The organism is Starkeya nomas, assembly GCF_902703545.1.
Lineage (GTDB): Bacteria > Pseudomonadota > Alphaproteobacteria > Rhizobiales > Xanthobacteraceae > Ancylobacter > Ancylobacter moscoviensis.
Genome location: NZ_CACSAS010000001.1, coordinates 1217156 through 1232535 on the forward strand (window position 1 = coordinate 1217156; position 15380 = coordinate 1232535).

The following is a 15380-nucleotide window of genomic DNA, read 5'->3' on the forward strand; positions in this document are numbered from 1 at the left end:
TGGCCAAAGAGAAGTTCAACCGTTCGAAGCCTCACTGCAACATTGGGACGATTGGCCATGTTGACCATGGCAAGACGTCGTTGACGGCGGCGATCACGAAGGTTCTTGCGGAGACGGGCGGCGCGACGTTCACGGCGTACGACCAGATCGACAAGGCGCCGGAGGAGAAGGCTCGCGGCATCACGATCTCGACGGCGCATGTCGAGTACGAGACCAACAACCGTCACTACGCGCATGTCGACTGCCCCGGCCACGCGGACTACGTGAAGAACATGATCACGGGCGCGGCGCAGATGGACGGCGCGATCCTGGTGGTGTCGGCGGCGGACGGCCCGATGCCGCAGACCCGCGAGCACATCCTCCTGGCGCGCCAGGTCGGCGTTCCGGCGCTGGTGGTGTTCCTGAACAAGTGCGACATGGTCGACGATCCGGAGCTTCTGGAGCTGGTGGAGCTCGAGGTTCGCGAGCTTCTGTCGAAGTACGACTTCCCGGGCGACGACATCCCGATCGTGCGCGGCTCGGCGCTTGTGGCGCTGGAGAACGGCGATCCGGTGCTCGGCCGCGACGCGATCCTCGAGCTGATGACGCAGGTCGACGCCTACATCCCGCAGCCGGAGCGTCCGGTTGACCAGCCGTTCCTGATGCCGATCGAGGACGTGTTCTCGATCTCGGGCCGCGGTGCTCGGCCGCGACGCGATCCTCGAGCTGATGACGCAGGTCGACGCCTACATCCCGCAGCCGGAGCGTCCGGTTGACCAGCCGTTCCTGATGCCGATCGAGGACGTGTTCTCGATCTCGGGCCGCGGTACGGTGGTGACGGGTCGCGTGGAGCGCGGCATCGTGAAGGTCGGCGAGGAAGTCGAGATCGTGGGCATCCGCCCGACGGTGAAGACGACGGTGACCGGCGTCGAGATGTTCCGCAAGCTGCTCGATCAGGGCCAGGCGGGCGACAATGTGGGCGTGCTGCTGCGCGGCACGAAGCGCGAGGACGTCGAGCGCGGCCAGGTCGTGTGCAAGCCGGGTTCGGTGAAGCCGCACACGAAGTTCAAGGCCGAGGCGTACATCCTGACGAAGGAAGAGGGCGGCCGTCACACGCCGTTCTTCACCAACTACCGCCCGCAGTTCTACTTCCGCACGACGGACGTGACGGGCGTGGTGACGCTGCCGGAAGGCACGGAAATGGTGATGCCGGGCGACAACATCTCGGTGGACGTGCAGCTGATCGTGCCGATCGCGATGGAAGAGAAGCTGCGCTTCGCCATCCGTGAAGGCGGTCGCACCGTCGGCGCCGGCGTCGTCGCCGCCATCATCGAGTGATCGATTAAGACGGGATGCGCCCGGCGCATCCCGTTCCGGCCTGAACACCCGGCGCCGATGCGCCGGGCTGTTGATACCGGCGGTACAGCACCTCGACCTTCGTGCGCCGCCGGCTATAGTGCCTCGCGATTCGAGAAGCGGGCGATTTGGGCGATGCCCCGGTCCGCTTCTTTAGGAGTGTAGCTCAACTGGTTAGAGCACCGGTCTCCAAAACCGGGGGTTGGGGGTTCGAGTCCCTCCACTCCTGCCATCCCTTCGGTCGGATGGCGGGCAAGGCGGCAAACGTCCTTTGACGCGAGGCAGCTTTGCGGGCTATACGCCCGCTTCGTGCATTTGGACGGTTGCGTTACGGGTTGTCCGCAAGGGGGCTCGCAACGACATACTGCAGGCCGGCGCGCCAATGTCACACGTTTGGCGCGGGCCGCATCAGAGGCGTTTCGAGACGAGCATGGCGAAGACGAACCCGGTCGAGTTCTTTCAGCAGGTCCGCGCGGAAGCCCGCAAGGTCACCTGGCCGACCCGCCGCGAGACGCTGATCACCACGGCGATGGTGTTCGTCATGGTGGTGCTGGCCTCGCTGTTCTTTCTGGTCGCCGACCAGATCCTGAGCTTTGCCATCGCGCAGATCCTTCAGATCGGCCGGTGAGGAGAGACGCGATGCCGATGCGCTGGTACATCGTCCACGCCTATTCGAACTTCGAGAAGAAGGTCGCCGAATCCATCAAGGAGCAGGCGGCGCAGCGTGGGCTGAACGACCTGTTCGAGCAGGTGCTGGTTCCGACCGAGAAGGTCGTCGAGGTGCGCCGCGGCCGCAAGGTCGACGCCGAGCGCAAGTTCTTCCCCGGCTATGTGCTGGTGAAGATGGACCTGACCGACGAGGCCTTCCACCTCATCAAGAACACGCCGAAGGTCACCGGCTTCCTGGGCGCCGACAACAAGCCGATGCCGATTGCCGAGAAGGAGGCCATGCGCATCCTTCAGCAGGTGCAGGAAGGCATCGAGCGGCCCAAGCCCTCGATCACCTTCGAGGTCGGCGAGACGGTCAAGGTGTCGGACGGCCCCTTCGCCTCGTTCAATGGCATCGTCGAGGAAGTCGACGACGCCCGCTCGCGCCTCAAGGTGGCCGTGTCGATCTTCGGCCGCGCCACGCCGGTCGAGCTGGAATACGGGCAGGTCGAGAAGACCTGAGCGGCATTCGCAAAGCGGAATTCGTCAAAGGCGCGGCTGGGTCCGCGCCTTTTTCTTTGCGCCTCGTCCGGCGGCAACGGCCGCGTTAGCGGGTTAACACCCGGGCGGCTGCCGCGCGTCCTATCCTCCCGCGAGCCACGCCGCCTGTAATGGCGCAACAAGGGAGGATCGAATGGCTGGCAAGCGCATCCTGATGATCGTCGGCGACTATGCCGAGGATTACGAGACCATGGTGCCGTTCCAGGCGCTGCTCGCGGTTGGTCACACCGTGCATGCCGTCTGCCCGGACAAGAAGGCGGGCGACAGCATCGCCACCGCCATCCACGACTTCGAGGGCGCCCAGACCTACTCGGAGAAGCGCGGGCACAATTTCGCGCTGAACGCGACCTTTGCCGATGTCGACCCGGCCCGCTACGACGCGCTGGTGATCCCCGGCGGCCGGGCGCCGGAATATGTGCGGCTCAACGCGCGCGCTCTCGACATGGTCCGCCACTTCTTCACGGCGAACAAGCCGGTCGCCGCCGTCTGCCACGGCGCGCAGCTGCTCGCGGCGGCGGGTGTGCTGGAAGGGCGCACCTGCTCGGCCTATCCGGCCTGCAAGCCGGAGGTGGAGCTCGCCGGCGGCACCTATGCCGACATCGCCATCGACGCGGCGGTGACGGACGGCAATCTCGTCAGCGCTCCGGCGTGGCCGGCGCATCCGGCCTGGATCGCCCAGTTCCTGACCGTGCTCGGCACCACCATCGCCCATGGCGAGGTGAATACGGCGCGCAAGGCGGCCGCGTAGGGCGGCAGCACAAGGCGGGGCGGGCCCGCGCACGCTCGCGTGAGCCTGCCTTCGCGCCCGGGACGATCCCGGCTATGATGATGCGGCGGGGCGCGAGGCTCCGCCGTCGAGGGGAGGCGCTTCATGTGCAAGCTCTTCATCGAGGCCGACCCGCGCCTCTGGCAGACGCGGCTGAAGTCCGTGCGCCTCAACGGCTTCTCGACCAGCGTGCGGCTGGAGAACCTCTACTGGCAGGTGCTGGAGGAGATCGCCCAGCGCGACGGCATGAGCCTGCCCCAGCTGCTCGCCAAGCTGCATGAGGAGCTGGTCTTCACCCATGGCGGGGTCGAGAATTTCGCCTCCTTCCTGCGGGTCTGCTGCGGGCGCTACCTCGCGCTTCAGCTCGAGGGCGACGTCCCGCGCGACCTCGGCACGCCGATCCGCAGCCTCGACGCCGATGCGATCCTCGCCCGCGAGGCCCGGCGGACCGGCCGGCGGCGCAGCTTGTCCTCCGCCGCCTGATCTCCTGTCCGGCACGGCGATGCGCTCGTCCCGGAGGCCGGCGATTGCGTTGGCGCGCGAATTGCTATAACGGAGCGCCTGCATCCCTCGGGGTGCATTCATACGCGGGAGGCACGGCCGGTTCGCCAGCCGGCGTGAAAAACGTGCCGCGACCGCGATCCTCAATATACGCCGCCCGCGATGAAGCCGTCGCGACGGTGTGCTTTGGCGTTTGCGACCGGCAGTCGCGCCGCCGAGGAGGCCACTATGGCGAAGAAGATCACCGGCTACGTCAAATTGCAGGTGCCGGCCGGCTCGGCCAACCCTGCGCCGCCGATTGGCCCCGCGCTCGGTCAGCGCGGCCTGAACATCATGGAGTTCTGCAAGGCGTTCAACGCGCAGACCGGCCAGATGGAAAAGGGCATGCCGATCCCGGTCGTGATCACCGCGTATCAGGACCGTTCCTTCACCTTCGAGCTGAAGACCCCCCCGGTCTCCTACTTCCTGAAGAAGGCCGCCGGCCTCGACACGAAGAAGAAGCCCGGCTCCGGTTCCAAGACCCCGGGCAAGGGCGGCTTCGCCGGCAAGGTCACGCGCGCCCAGCTCGCGGACATCGCCGAGAAAAAGATGAAGGATCTGAACTGCGACACCGTCGAATCGGCGGTCCGCATGATCGAGGGCTCCGCCCGTTCCATGGGCCTCGAAGTGGTGGGTTGAGCTGATGGCCAATGTTTCCAAGCGTTTGCGCGCCGTGCGCGAGGGTGTTGACCCCGCGAAGCTGTACGGCCTCGATGAGGCGATCGCTCTCCTGAAGGAGCGCGCGACCGCCAAGTTCGACGAGACCATCGAAGTGGCGATGAATCTCGGTGTCGATCCCCGTCACGCCGACCAGATGGTCCGTGGCGTGTGCAACCTGCCGAACGGCTCGGGCCGTACGGTCCGCGTCGCGGTGTTCGCGCGCGGCGCCAAGGCCGACGAGGCCAAGGCGGCGGGTGCCGACATCGTCGGCGCCGAGGATCTGCTCGAGACCATTCAGGGCGGTACGATCGATTTCGATCGCTGCATCGCGACCCCGGACCTGATGCCGCTGGTCGGCCGTCTCGGCAAGGTGCTGGGCCCGCGCGGCCTGATGCCGAACCCGAAGGTCGGTACCGTCACCATGGACGTGAAGGGTGCCGTGGAAGCCGCCAAGGGCGGCGCGGTCGAGTTCCGCGTCGAGAAGGCGGGCATCATCCACGCCGGCATCGGCAAGGCCTCCTTCCCGGTCGACAAGCTCGCCGAGAACATCCGCGCCTTTGCCGACGCGGTAGTCAAGGCCAAGCCGACCGGCGCCAAGGGCACCTATGTCCAGCGCATCGCGCTGTCCTCGACCATGGGCCCCGGCCTGAAGATCGAGCCGGCGAGCGTCCTGGTGGCTGGCTGATCGCCAGTCGCAAGACGCGGCGCGGGAGCGGGGCCGGTCGCGGCCCCGTGATCGCGGCGATGTGGATTTGTCAAGCCCTTGATGCTATCAGGGGTGACAAATCCCGAAGGACCCACTATATGGGCGGTTTCGCTCTCGATGACGAGTCGAGGGTGGGCCGATGAGATTCTCAAGCTTTCGCCCGCGTAAAACCGGGCGGAGAGGCCGGCAGGGTTCGCCCTGCCGGCTTTAAGTCCTGTCCGAGACTGCCGGTGCCCCTCTTCGGAGGTGGCTTAATCCCATTCCGGGGCCAGCATAGACGGGGTACGGACCGAAGAAGGGTTCCGGCGTGTCGGGACTTGGCTTTCGGCTCGAACCAGCGCCTTGGCCGGTTTTCCGGTCCCAGGGGGACAGGATACTAACCGTCGTCTCTCCGCGAGGAGGGGCGGCAAGGCGCAAACCCGGCGGGGAAGGTCCTCTTCCTCGCCACCGGAGAGCAAGTGAAGTGGATCGAGCACAAAAAGAAGAGCTCGTCACGTCGCTGTCCGAGGTGTTCAAGAGCACTTCGGTCGTCGTCGTGGCCCACTATTCCGGCCTCACCGTCGCCCAGATGCAGGCCCTGCGCCGGCAGATGAAGGCGAGCGGTGCGACCGTGAAGGTGGCGAAGAACCGCCTCGCCAAGATCGCTCTCGAAGGTTCGGATGTCGCTCACGTCGCGTCCCTGCTCAAGGGTCCGACCATCATCGCTTATTCCAGCGATCCTGTAGCGGCTCCGAAGGTTGCCGTCGACTTCGCCAAGGCGAACGACAAGTTCGTCATCCTCGGCGGAGCGATGGGCACGACGGCCCTGAATGTGGATGGTGTGAAGGCTCTGGCCACCCTGCCGTCCCTCGATGAACTGCGTGCGAAGCTGGTTGGCCTCATCCAGGCCCCGGCGACCAAGATCGCCCAGCTCAGCACCGCGCCGGCGGCGAAGCTCGCCCGCGTGTTCGGGGCCTACAGCCGCGAGAACGAAGCCGCGTGAGGCTTCCCGGTAATACTGGTTCGAACCGAAATCCAAGGACTTAAGTAAAATGGCTGATCTGTCGAAGCTCGTTGACGAGCTTTCCAACCTGACCGTCCTCGAGGCTGCCGAGCTCGCGAAGCTCCTCGAAGAGAAGTGGGGCGTTTCCGCTGCGGCCGCCGTGGCCGTGGCCGCTGCCCCGGGCGCGGCTGCCGGCGGCGGCGCCGCGGCTGCCGAAGAGCAGACCGAGTTCACCGTTGTCCTGGCTTCGGCCGGCGACAAGAAGATCGAGGTCATCAAGGAAGTCCGCGCCATCACCGGCCTGGGCCTCAAGGAAGCCAAGGACCTCGTCGAAGGCGCGCCGAAGCCGATCAAGGAAGGCGTTGCCAAGGACGAGGCCGAGAAGATCAAGGCCCAGATCGAGAAGGCTGGCGCCAAGGTCGAGCTCAAGTGATCTCCTGATCACGTGGGGCCGCCGGTTCGCCGGCGGCCTCTGCCTTCGGGCGTGTGTCTTCGGGTTCTGCCTGAAGGCGACGAAGGGAAGCCCGACGGCTTCCCCGACGATCCCGCCAAGGGTCGTCCGGCGAGCCGTCGGTGCGGAATGGTCGACAGGGCCGGCGTTACGACGCCGTATCCCTGACCGATTGTTTCGCGATCATGCGCCTCCACGGACGGCCGGCGGGGCCTGCCCGTCGGATCGTGGGTGGCGCGGACGGATACTCGGACGGAGCGAGGAGCGACATGGCGCAGACGTTCACCGGTCGTAAGCGGGTCCGCAAGTTCTTCGGCAAGATCAAGGAAGTGGCTGAGATGCCGAACCTCATCGAGGTTCAGAAGGCATCCTACGACCAGTTCCTGCAGATCGAAGAGCCGAAGGGCGGTCGCGCGGACGACGGCATTCAGGCGGTTTTCAAATCGGTTTTCCCGATTTCGGACTTTTCGGGCGCTGCCATGCTCGAATTCGTCCGCTATGAGTTCGAGCCGCCGAAATATGACGTGGACGAGTGTCGCCAGCGCGGCATGACGTTTGCCGCGCCGCTGAAGGTGACGCTGCGCCTCATCGTGTTCGATGTCGATCCGGATACCGGCTCCAAGTCCGTCAAGGACATCAAGGAGCAGGATGTCTATATGGGCGACATCCCGCTGATGACGATGAACGGCACCTTCATCGTGAACGGCACCGAGCGCGTCATCGTCTCGCAGATGCACCGTTCGCCGGGCGTGTTCTTCGACCACGACAAGGGCAAGACCCACTCCTCGGGCAAGCTGCTCTTCGCCGCCCGCATCATCCCGTATCGCGGTTCCTGGCTCGACATCGAGTTCGACGCCAAGGACATCGTGTATGCGCGCATCGACCGCCGTCGCAAGATTCCGGTGACGAGCCTCCTGTTCGCCCTCGGTCTCGACGGCGAGGAGATCCTCAACACCTTCTACGAGACCATCACCTTCACCCGCACGAAGGACGGCTGGCGCATGCCGTTCGATCCCAAGCGGATGAAGGGCTACAAGGCCGTGGCCGATCTCGTCGACGCCGACACCGGCGAAGTCGTGATCGAGGCCGGCAAGAAGGTGACGGTCCGCCAGGCCCGCCAACTCGCCGAGAAGGGCCTCAAGGCCCTCAAGATCTCCGACGAGGAGATGGTCGGCCAGTATGTGGCCGAGGATCTGGTGAACCCGACCTCCGGCGAGATCTATGTCGAGGCTGGTGAGGAAGTCACCGAGAAGATGCTGAAGCAGCTCTCGGAACTCGGCTATGACGAGCTTCCGATCCTCGACATCGACCATGTGAACGTGGGCGCCTACATCCGCAATACGCTGGCGGTCGACAAGAACCTCACCCGTGAGGACGCGCTGTTCGACATCTACCGCGTGATGCGTCCGGGCGAGCCGCCGACGCTGGATTCCGCGCAGGCGATGTTCCACTCGCTGTTCTTCGACGCCGAGCGCTACGACCTCTCCGCGGTCGGCCGCGTGAAGATGAACATGCGCCTCGACCTCGACGCCGAGGACACGGTGCGCGTGCTGCGCCGCGAGGACATCCTCGCGGTCATCAAGACGCTGGTCGAACTGCGCGACGGCAAGGGCGAGATCGACGATATCGACCATCTCGGCAACCGCCGCGTCCGCTCCGTCGGCGAGCTGATGGAGAACCAGTACCGCGTCGGCCTGCTGCGCATGGAGCGCGCCATCAAGGAGCGCATGTCGTCCGTCGACATCGACACCGTGATGCCGCAGGACCTGATCAACGCCAAGCCGGTGGCGGCGGCGGTGCGCGAGTTCTTCGGCTCGTCGCAGCTCTCGCAGTTCATGGACCAGACCAACCCGCTGTCGGAGATCACCCACAAGCGCCGTCTCTCGGCGCTTGGCCCGGGCGGTCTGACGCGCGAGCGCGCCGGCTTCGAGGTGCGCGACGTGCACCCGACGCACTATGGCCGCATCTGCCCGATCGAGACGCCGGAAGGCCCGAACATCGGCCTGATCAACTCGCTGGCGACTTTCGCCCGCGTGAACAAGTACGGCTTCATCGAGGCGCCCTACCGCCGCGTGCGCGACGGCCAGGTCCAGGGCGAGGTGGTCTATCTCTCCGCCATGGAGGAGGGGAAGTACTACGTCGCGCAGGCCAACATCCCGCTCGACGCGGAAGGCCGCTTCACCGAGGACCTCGTCGTCTGCCGTCACGCCGGCGACGTGCTGCTGGTGACGCCGGACCGCGTCGACTTCATGGACGTGTCGCCGAAGCAGCTCGTCTCGGTCGCGGCCGCGCTCATCCCGTTCCTCGAGAACGACGACGCGAACCGCGCGCTGATGGGCTCGAACATGCAGCGCCAGGCGGTGCCGCTGGTTCGCGCCGATGCGCCCTTCGTCGGCACGGGCATGGAGTCCGTGGTCGCCCGTGACTCGGGCGCGGCCATCGCCGCGCGCCGGACGGGTGTCATCGACCAGGTGGACGCCACCCGTATCGTCATCCGCGCGACGGAAGAGAACGATCCGTCGAAGTCGGGCGTCGACATCTACCGGCTGCAGAAGTTCCAGCGCTCCAACCAGTCGACCTGCATCAACCAGCGTCCGCTGGTGCGCGTGGGCGACCGCGTGGCGAAGGGCGACATCATCGCGGACGGTCCCTCGACCGACCTCGGCGATCTCGCGCTCGGCCGGAACATCCTCGTCGCCTTCATGCCGTGGAACGGCTACAACTTCGAAGACTCGATCCTGCTGTCGGAGAACATCTCCAAGGGCGACGTCTTCTCCTCGATCCACATCGAGGAGTTCGAGGTGATGGCCCGCGACACCAAGCTGGGTCCGGAGGAAATCACGCGCGACATTCCGAACGTGTCGGAAGAGGCGCTGAAGAACCTGGACGAAGCCGGCATCGTCTATATCGGCGCCGAAGTGCAGGCGGGCGACATCCTCTGCGGCAAGATCACGCCGAAGGGCGAGAGCCCGATGACCCCGGAAGAGAAGCTGCTTCGCGCCATCTTCGGCGAGAAGGCGGCCGACGTGCGCGACACCTCGTTGCGCGTTCCCCCGGGCGTCACCGGCACGGTCGTCGAGGTCCGCGTGTTCAACCGCCACGGCGTCGACAAGGACGAGCGCGCCCAGGCGATCGAGCGCGAGGAGATCGAGCGTCTCGCCAAGGACCGCGACGACGAGCAGGCCATTCTCGACCGCAACGTCTTCGGCCGCCTGGCCGAGATGCTGGACGGGAAGACCGGCGTCGCCGGCCCGAAGGGCTTCAAGAAGGACACCGTCCTCACCCGTTCGGCGCTGACCGAGTACCCGCGCAGCCAGTGGTGGCAGTTCGCGGTTGCCGACGATCACCTGATGGGCGAGCTGGAAGCGATCCGCAACCAGTACGACGAGTCCAAGAAGCGTCTCGAGCAGCGGTTCCTCGACAAGGTCGAGAAGCTGCAGCGCGGCGACGAGCTGCCGCCCGGCGTGATGAAGATGGTCAAGGTCTTCATCGCGGTGAAGCGCAAGATCCAGCCGGGCGACAAGATGGCCGGCCGTCACGGAAACAAGGGCGTGGTCTCGCGCATTGTCCCCGTGGAGGACATGCCGTTCCTCGAGGACGGCACGCCGGTCGACATGGTGCTCAACCCGCTGGGCGTGCCGTCGCGCATGAACGTCGGCCAGATCCTGGAGACGCATCTGGGGTGGGCCTGCGCGGGTCTCGGCAAGGTCATCGACCGCGCCATCGAGAGCTACCGGCAGACCAACGACGTCGCGCCGCTGAAGGATGCGTTCGGCAAGATCTACGGCAAGGACGAGACCGTCGCCTCGCTCGACGAGGAAGGTCTGGTCGAGCTGGGATCGAACCTGCGCCGCGGCGTGCCGATCGCCACTCCGGTGTTCGACGGCGCCCGCGAGGCGGACATCGAGCACATGCTGGAGCTGGCGGGTCTCGACAAGTCCGCGCAGTCGACGCTGTTCGACGGCCGGACTGGCGAGCAGTTCGACCGTAAGGTGACGGTCGGCTACATCTACATGCTGAAGCTGCATCATCTTGTCGACGACAAGATCCATGCGCGCTCGATCGGCCCGTACTCGCTCGTCACCCAGCAGCCGCTGGGCGGCAAGGCGCAGTTCGGCGGCCAACGCTTCGGCGAAATGGAGGTGTGGGCGCTCGAGGCTTACGGCGCGGCCTACACGCTGCAGGAGATGCTGACCGTCAAGTCGGACGACGTGGCGGGACGCACCAAGGTCTACGAGGCGATCGTCCGTGGCGACGACACCTTCGAGGCGGGTATTCCCGAGAGCTTCAACGTTCTCGTGAAGGAGATGCGTTCGCTCGGCCTGAACGTCGAGCTGATGAACTCCAAGACCCACTCGGCGGTGCCGACCCCGGGCGAGAGCCTGCCGGCGGCCGAATGACCGACTGACAGGGGGGCGGGCGCCGACGCGGCGTCCGCCCCTTTCGACCGCTCGATAGACCAGACTTTTCAGTGACCACAGGCACACGCGGCGGCGGTGCCGGGGTCCAGCCGAAGGAGACGGCGATGAATCAAGAGGTCATGAATCTCTTCAACCCGGCGGCGCCGGCGCCGACTTTCGATCAGATCAAGATCTCGATCGCGAGTCCGGAAAAGATCCTGTCGTGGTCCTTCGGTGAGATCAAGAAGCCGGAGACGATCAACTACCGCACGTTCAAGCCCGAGCGTGACGGTCTGTTCTGCGCGCGTATCTTCGGCCCGATCAAGGATTACGAGTGCTTGTGCGGCAAGTACAAGCGCATGAAGTACAAGGGCATCATCTGTGAGAAGTGCGGCGTCGAGGTCACGCTGTCGCGTGTGCGCCGCGAGCGCATGGGCCACATCGAGCTCGCCGCCCCCGTCGCGCACATCTGGTTCCTGAAGTCGCTGCCGAGCCGCATCGGCCTGCTGCTCGACATGACGCTCAAGGACCTCGAGCGCATCCTGTACTTCGAGTACTACTGCGTCATCGAGCCGGGCCTCACCCCGCTGAAGGAGCGTCAGCTCCTCTCGGAAGAGGACTATCTGCGCGCCCAGGAAGAGTATGGCGACGACTCGTTCACCGCGCTGATCGGCGCGGAGGCGATCCGCGAGATTCTGCGCGGCATGGACCTCGAGAAGATCGCCGGCGACCTGCGCAAGGAGATCGCCGAGGCGACCACCGAGCTCAAGCCGAAGAAGCTCGCCAAGCGCCTGAAGATCGTCGAGGCCTTCCAGGAGTCCGGCAACAAGCCGGAGTGGATGATCCTGACGCACGTCCCCGTCATCCCGCCGGACCTGCGCCCGCTCGTCCCGCTGGACGGAGGCCGCTTCGCGACCTCCGACCTCAACGACCTGTACCGCCGCGTCATCAACCGCAACAACCGCCTGAAGCGGCTGATCGAGCTGAAGGCGCCGGACATCATCATCCGCAACGAGAAGCGCATGCTTCAGGAAGCGGTCGATGCGCTGTTCGACAACGGCCGCCGCGGCCGCGTCATCACCGGCGCCAACAAGCGCCCGCTGAAGTCGCTCGCCGACATGCTGAAGGGCAAGCAGGGCCGGTTCCGCCAGAACCTGCTCGGCAAGCGCGTCGACTATTCCGGCCGTTCGGTGATCGTTGTCGGTCCCGAGCTGAAGCTGCACCAGTGCGGCCTGCCGAAGAAGATGGCGCTGGAGCTGTTCAAGCCCTTCATCTATTCGCGCCTCGACGCGAAGGGCCTGTCCGCCACCGTGAAGCAGGCGAAGAAGCTCGTCGAGAAGGAGCGTCCCGAGGTGTGGGACATCCTCGACGAGGTGATCCGCGAGCATCCGGTGATGCTGAACCGCGCCCCGACGCTGCACCGCCTGGGCATCCAGGCGTTCGAGCCCGTGCTGATCGAAGGCAAGGCGATCCAGCTTCACCCGCTGGTCTGCGCCGCCTTCAACGCGGACTTCGACGGCGACCAGATGGCGGTGCACGTGCCGCTGTCCATCGAGGCGCAGCTCGAAGCGCGCGTGCTGATGATGTCGACCAACAACATCCTGCACCCCGCAAACGGCGCGCCGATCATCGTGCCGTCGCAGGACATCGTGCTCGGCCTGTACTACCTGACCATGATGCGCGACGGCGAGCCCGGCGAGGGCATGGCCTTCGCCAACATGGGCGAGATCGACCACGCGCTGGCCAACAAGGTCATCACGCTGCACACCAAGGTGCGCGGGCGTTATATCGGCGTGGACGAGGACGGTAACCCGGCCTCGAAGATCTACGAGACCACGCCGGGCCGCATGAAGCTCGGCGAGCTGCTGCCGAAGAATCCGAAGACCACCTTCGACGTCGTCAACAAGCTGATGACCAAGAAGGAAATCTCGAACATGATCGACACCGTCTACCGCCACTGCGGTCAGAAGGAGACGGTCATTTTCTGCGACCGGATCATGACGCTCGGCTTCTCCAACGCCTTCCGCGCCGGCATCTCGTTCGGCAAGGACGACATGGTGGTGCCCTCCAAGAAGTGGGACATGGTCGAAGAGACCCGTGCTCTCACCAAGGAGTACGAGCAGCAGTACAATGACGGCCTGATCACCCAGGGCGAGAAGTACAACAAGGTCGTGGACGCCTGGGGCAAGTGCTCCGCGCGTCTGGCCGACGAGATGATGGCCGAGATTTCGGCGGTGAAGACCGACCCCAAGACGGGCCGGGCCAAGCCGATCAACTCGATCTACATGATGGCCCATTCGGGCGCCCGTGGTTCGCGCGAGCAGATGCGTCAGCTCGCGGCCATGCGCGGCCTGATGGCCAAGCCGTCGGGCGAGATCATCGAGACGCCGATCATCTCGAACTTCAAGGAAGGCCTCTCGGTTCTCGAGTACTTCAACTCGACCCACGGCGCTCGTAAGGGCCTCGCGGACACCGCGTTGAAGACCGCGAACTCGGGCTATCTGACCCGTCGTCTGGTCGACGTGGCGCAGGACAGCATCATCACGATCCGCGATTGCGGCACCGACAACGGCATCGCCATGCGTGCCATCGTCGACGCCGGCCAGATCGTTGCGACGCTGGGCTCGCGCGTCCTTGGCCGCACCACGGCGGAAGACGTGATCGAGGGCGGCACGGGCAACGTGCTCATCCCGGCAGGCCACATGATCGACGAGGCCGATGTCGAGCGCATCACCAAGGCGGGCGTGCAGGAGATCAAGATCCGCTCCGTGCTCACCTGCGAGGCCAAGAACGGCGTCTGCGGCACCTGCTACGGCCGTGACCTCGCGCGCGGTACGCCGGTGAACATCGGCGAGGCCGTGGGCGTCATCGCGGCGCAGTCGATCGGCGAACCGGGCACCCAGCTCACCATGCGCACCTTCCACATCGGTGGCGCGGCGCAGCTGTCCGAGCAGTCCTTCATCGAGGCTTCCTTCGAGGGCACGGTGAAGATCCGCAACCGCAACGTGGTGCGGAACTCGGAAGGCGAACTGATCGCGATGAGCCGCAACCTCTCCGTCCTGATCGTCGATCACGACGGCTCGGAGAAGGCGGCGCACCGCATCCAGTTCGGCGCCAAGCTGAAGGTGGACGAGGGCGACACGATCAAGCGCGGCCAGCGCATCGCCGAGTGGGACCCCTACACCCGCCCGATCCTCACCGAGGTCGAGGGCACGGTGGGCTACGAGGACCTAGTGGAAGGCGCCTCGCTGAGCGAGACGGTCGACGAGTCGACCGGCATCGCCAAGCGCGTCGTCACCGACTGGCGCACGGGCCGCGGCTCGGAGCTGCGTCCGTCGCTGGTCGTCAAGGGGCCGGACGGCAAGGTGCTCAAGCTGCAGCGCGGCGGCGACGCCCGCTACACGCTGCCGGTCGACGCCATTCTCTCGGCCGACCCGGGTGCTCACATCAAGGCAGGTGACGTTCTTGCCCGTGTGCCGATGGAAAGCGCCAAGACCCGCGACATCACGGGCGGTCTGCCGCGCGTGGCGGAGCTGTTCGAGGCCCGTCGTCCGAAGGATGCGGCGATCATCGCCGAGATCTCGGGCACGATCCGCTTCGGCAAGGACTACAAGAACAAGCGCCGCCTCTCCATCGAGCCGCAGGATTCGACCGACGATGCGGCCGAGTATCTGATCCCGAAGGGCAAGCACATCCATCTGCAGGATGGCGACCTCGTCGAGAAGGGCGACTTCATCGTCGACGGCAACCCGGCGCCGCACGACATCCTGGCGATCAAGGGCGTCGAGGAACTCGCCGCCTATCTCGTGAACGAGATCCAGGAGGTCTACCGGCTGCAGGGCGTGTTGATCAACGACAAGCACATCGAGGTGATCGTTCGCCAGATGCTGCAGAAGGTCGAGATCGACGACGCCGGCGACAGCGATCTGCTCACCAACGAGCAGGTCGACGTCGCGGAGCTGAACGAGCTCAACGAGCGGCTGATCGCCGAGGGCCAGAAGCCCGCGTCCGGTCATCCGGTCCTGCTCGGCATCACCAAGGCGAGCCTGCAGACCCGCTCGTTCATCTCCGCCGCCTCCTTCCAGGAGACGACGCGCGTGCTCACCGAAGCGGCGGTCAACGGCAAGTCCGACGACCTCGCCGGCCTGAAGGAGAACGTCATCGTCGGCCGTCTCATCCCGGCCGGCACCGGCGCCCAGATGTCCAAGCTGCGTGTCACGGCCACGACCCGCGACGATCTGATCGCTGCGCAGAACGAGCAGGACAACGTCGCGAGCAACGCGCCGCAGATCGAAGGTCCCGCCGCCGCCGAGTGATCGGTCCAGCAGCGA

10 protein-coding genes, 1 tRNA gene and 2 pseudogenes are annotated in these 15380 nt (G+C 65.7%); all 13 read left to right on the forward strand.

Translation table 11 applies throughout. The features are described 5' to 3' along the window. Positions 1 to 41: 41 nt before the first annotated feature. Positions 42 to 665, forward strand: a pseudogene (locus tag STARVERO_RS05845) (GTP-binding protein); the annotation flags it as partial. Between the two features lie 16 nt (positions 666 to 681). Continuing rightward, a pseudogene (locus tag STARVERO_RS05850) lies at positions 682 to 1317 on the forward strand (EF-Tu C-terminal domain-related protein); the annotation flags it as partial. A gap of 173 nt (positions 1318 to 1490) precedes the next feature. Next, positions 1491 to 1567: transfer RNA gene (locus STARVERO_RS05855), tRNA-Trp, on the forward strand. Between the two features lie 198 nt (positions 1568 to 1765). Further along, positions 1766 to 1963 carry a preprotein translocase subunit SecE gene (secE, locus tag STARVERO_RS05860; protein WP_144344629.1) on the forward strand — a complete coding sequence of 66 codons (198 nt, stop codon included), beginning with the start codon at positions 1766 to 1768 and terminating at the stop codon, positions 1961 to 1963. Positions 1964 to 1974: 11 nt separating this feature from the next. Then, positions 1975 to 2505 (forward strand): transcription termination/antitermination protein NusG, encoded by a 531-nt coding sequence (gene nusG / locus STARVERO_RS05865; protein WP_144344630.1) that lies wholly within the window; start codon positions 1975 to 1977, stop codon positions 2503 to 2505. Between the two features lie 172 nt (positions 2506 to 2677). Continuing rightward, a complete protein-coding gene (locus STARVERO_RS05870) occupies positions 2678 to 3292 on the forward strand; it encodes a DJ-1/PfpI family protein (protein WP_144344631.1) in 615 nt (204 codons plus the stop codon). A gap of 123 nt (positions 3293 to 3415) precedes the next feature. Then, complete coding sequence (locus STARVERO_RS05875; RefSeq protein ID WP_144344632.1) at positions 3416 to 3793, forward strand: ribbon-helix-helix domain-containing protein; 378 nt, start codon at positions 3416 to 3418, stop codon at positions 3791 to 3793. A gap of 246 nt (positions 3794 to 4039) precedes the next feature. Next, the gene (rplK, locus tag STARVERO_RS05880) at positions 4040 to 4489 is read left to right on the forward strand and encodes a 50S ribosomal protein L11 (protein ID WP_144344633.1); all 450 of its coding nucleotides are present in this window, start codon (positions 4040 to 4042) and stop codon (positions 4487 to 4489) included. 4 nt (positions 4490 to 4493) lie between these two features. Beyond that, the gene (gene rplA, locus STARVERO_RS05885) at positions 4494 to 5195 is read left to right on the forward strand and encodes a 50S ribosomal protein L1 (protein WP_144344634.1); all 702 of its coding nucleotides are present in this window, start codon (positions 4494 to 4496) and stop codon (positions 5193 to 5195) included. A 484-nt stretch (positions 5196 to 5679) separates the two neighbouring features. Continuing rightward, on the forward strand, positions 5680 to 6198 hold the full coding sequence (rplJ, locus tag STARVERO_RS05890) for a 50S ribosomal protein L10 (RefSeq protein ID WP_159598224.1): 519 nt from the start codon (positions 5680 to 5682) through the stop codon (positions 6196 to 6198). Between the two features lie 49 nt (positions 6199 to 6247). Beyond that, a complete protein-coding gene (gene rplL / locus STARVERO_RS05895) occupies positions 6248 to 6631 on the forward strand; it encodes a 50S ribosomal protein L7/L12 (RefSeq protein ID WP_144344636.1) in 384 nt (127 codons plus the stop codon). Between the two features lie 287 nt (positions 6632 to 6918). Then, positions 6919 to 11049, forward strand: a complete 4131-nt coding sequence (gene rpoB / locus STARVERO_RS05900) for a DNA-directed RNA polymerase subunit beta (protein ID WP_144344637.1) — start codon at positions 6919 to 6921, stop codon at positions 11047 to 11049. Between the two features lie 125 nt (positions 11050 to 11174). Beyond that, positions 11175 to 15365 carry a DNA-directed RNA polymerase subunit beta' gene (gene rpoC / locus STARVERO_RS05905; protein WP_144344638.1) on the forward strand — a complete coding sequence of 1397 codons (4191 nt, stop codon included), beginning with the start codon at positions 11175 to 11177 and terminating at the stop codon, positions 15363 to 15365. Positions 15366 to 15380 lie beyond the last annotated feature (15 nt).

Excerpts from the sequence above, each read along its gene's own strand:
- STARVERO_RS05875 (WP_144344632.1), top strand. The coding sequence starts at position 3,416 with ATGTGCAAGCTCTTCATCGAGGCCGACCCGCGCCTCTGGCAGACGCGG.
- rpoC (WP_144344638.1), top strand. The coding sequence starts at position 11,175 with ATGAATCAAGAGGTCATGAATCTCTTCAACCCGGCGGCGCCGGCGCCG.
- rplA (WP_144344634.1), top strand. The coding sequence starts at position 4,494 with ATGGCCAATGTTTCCAAGCGTTTGCGCGCCGTGCGCGAGGGTGTTGAC.
- secE (WP_144344629.1), top strand. The coding sequence starts at position 1,766 with ATGGCGAAGACGAACCCGGTCGAGTTCTTTCAGCAGGTCCGCGCGGAA.
- rpoB (WP_144344637.1), top strand. The coding sequence starts at position 6,919 with ATGGCGCAGACGTTCACCGGTCGTAAGCGGGTCCGCAAGTTCTTCGGC.
- rplK (WP_144344633.1), top strand. The coding sequence starts at position 4,040 with ATGGCGAAGAAGATCACCGGCTACGTCAAATTGCAGGTGCCGGCCGGC.
- rplL (WP_144344636.1), top strand. The coding sequence starts at position 6,248 with ATGGCTGATCTGTCGAAGCTCGTTGACGAGCTTTCCAACCTGACCGTC.
- nusG (WP_144344630.1), top strand. The coding sequence starts at position 1,975 with ATGCCGATGCGCTGGTACATCGTCCACGCCTATTCGAACTTCGAGAAG.
- STARVERO_RS05870 (WP_144344631.1), top strand. The coding sequence starts at position 2,678 with ATGGCTGGCAAGCGCATCCTGATGATCGTCGGCGACTATGCCGAGGAT.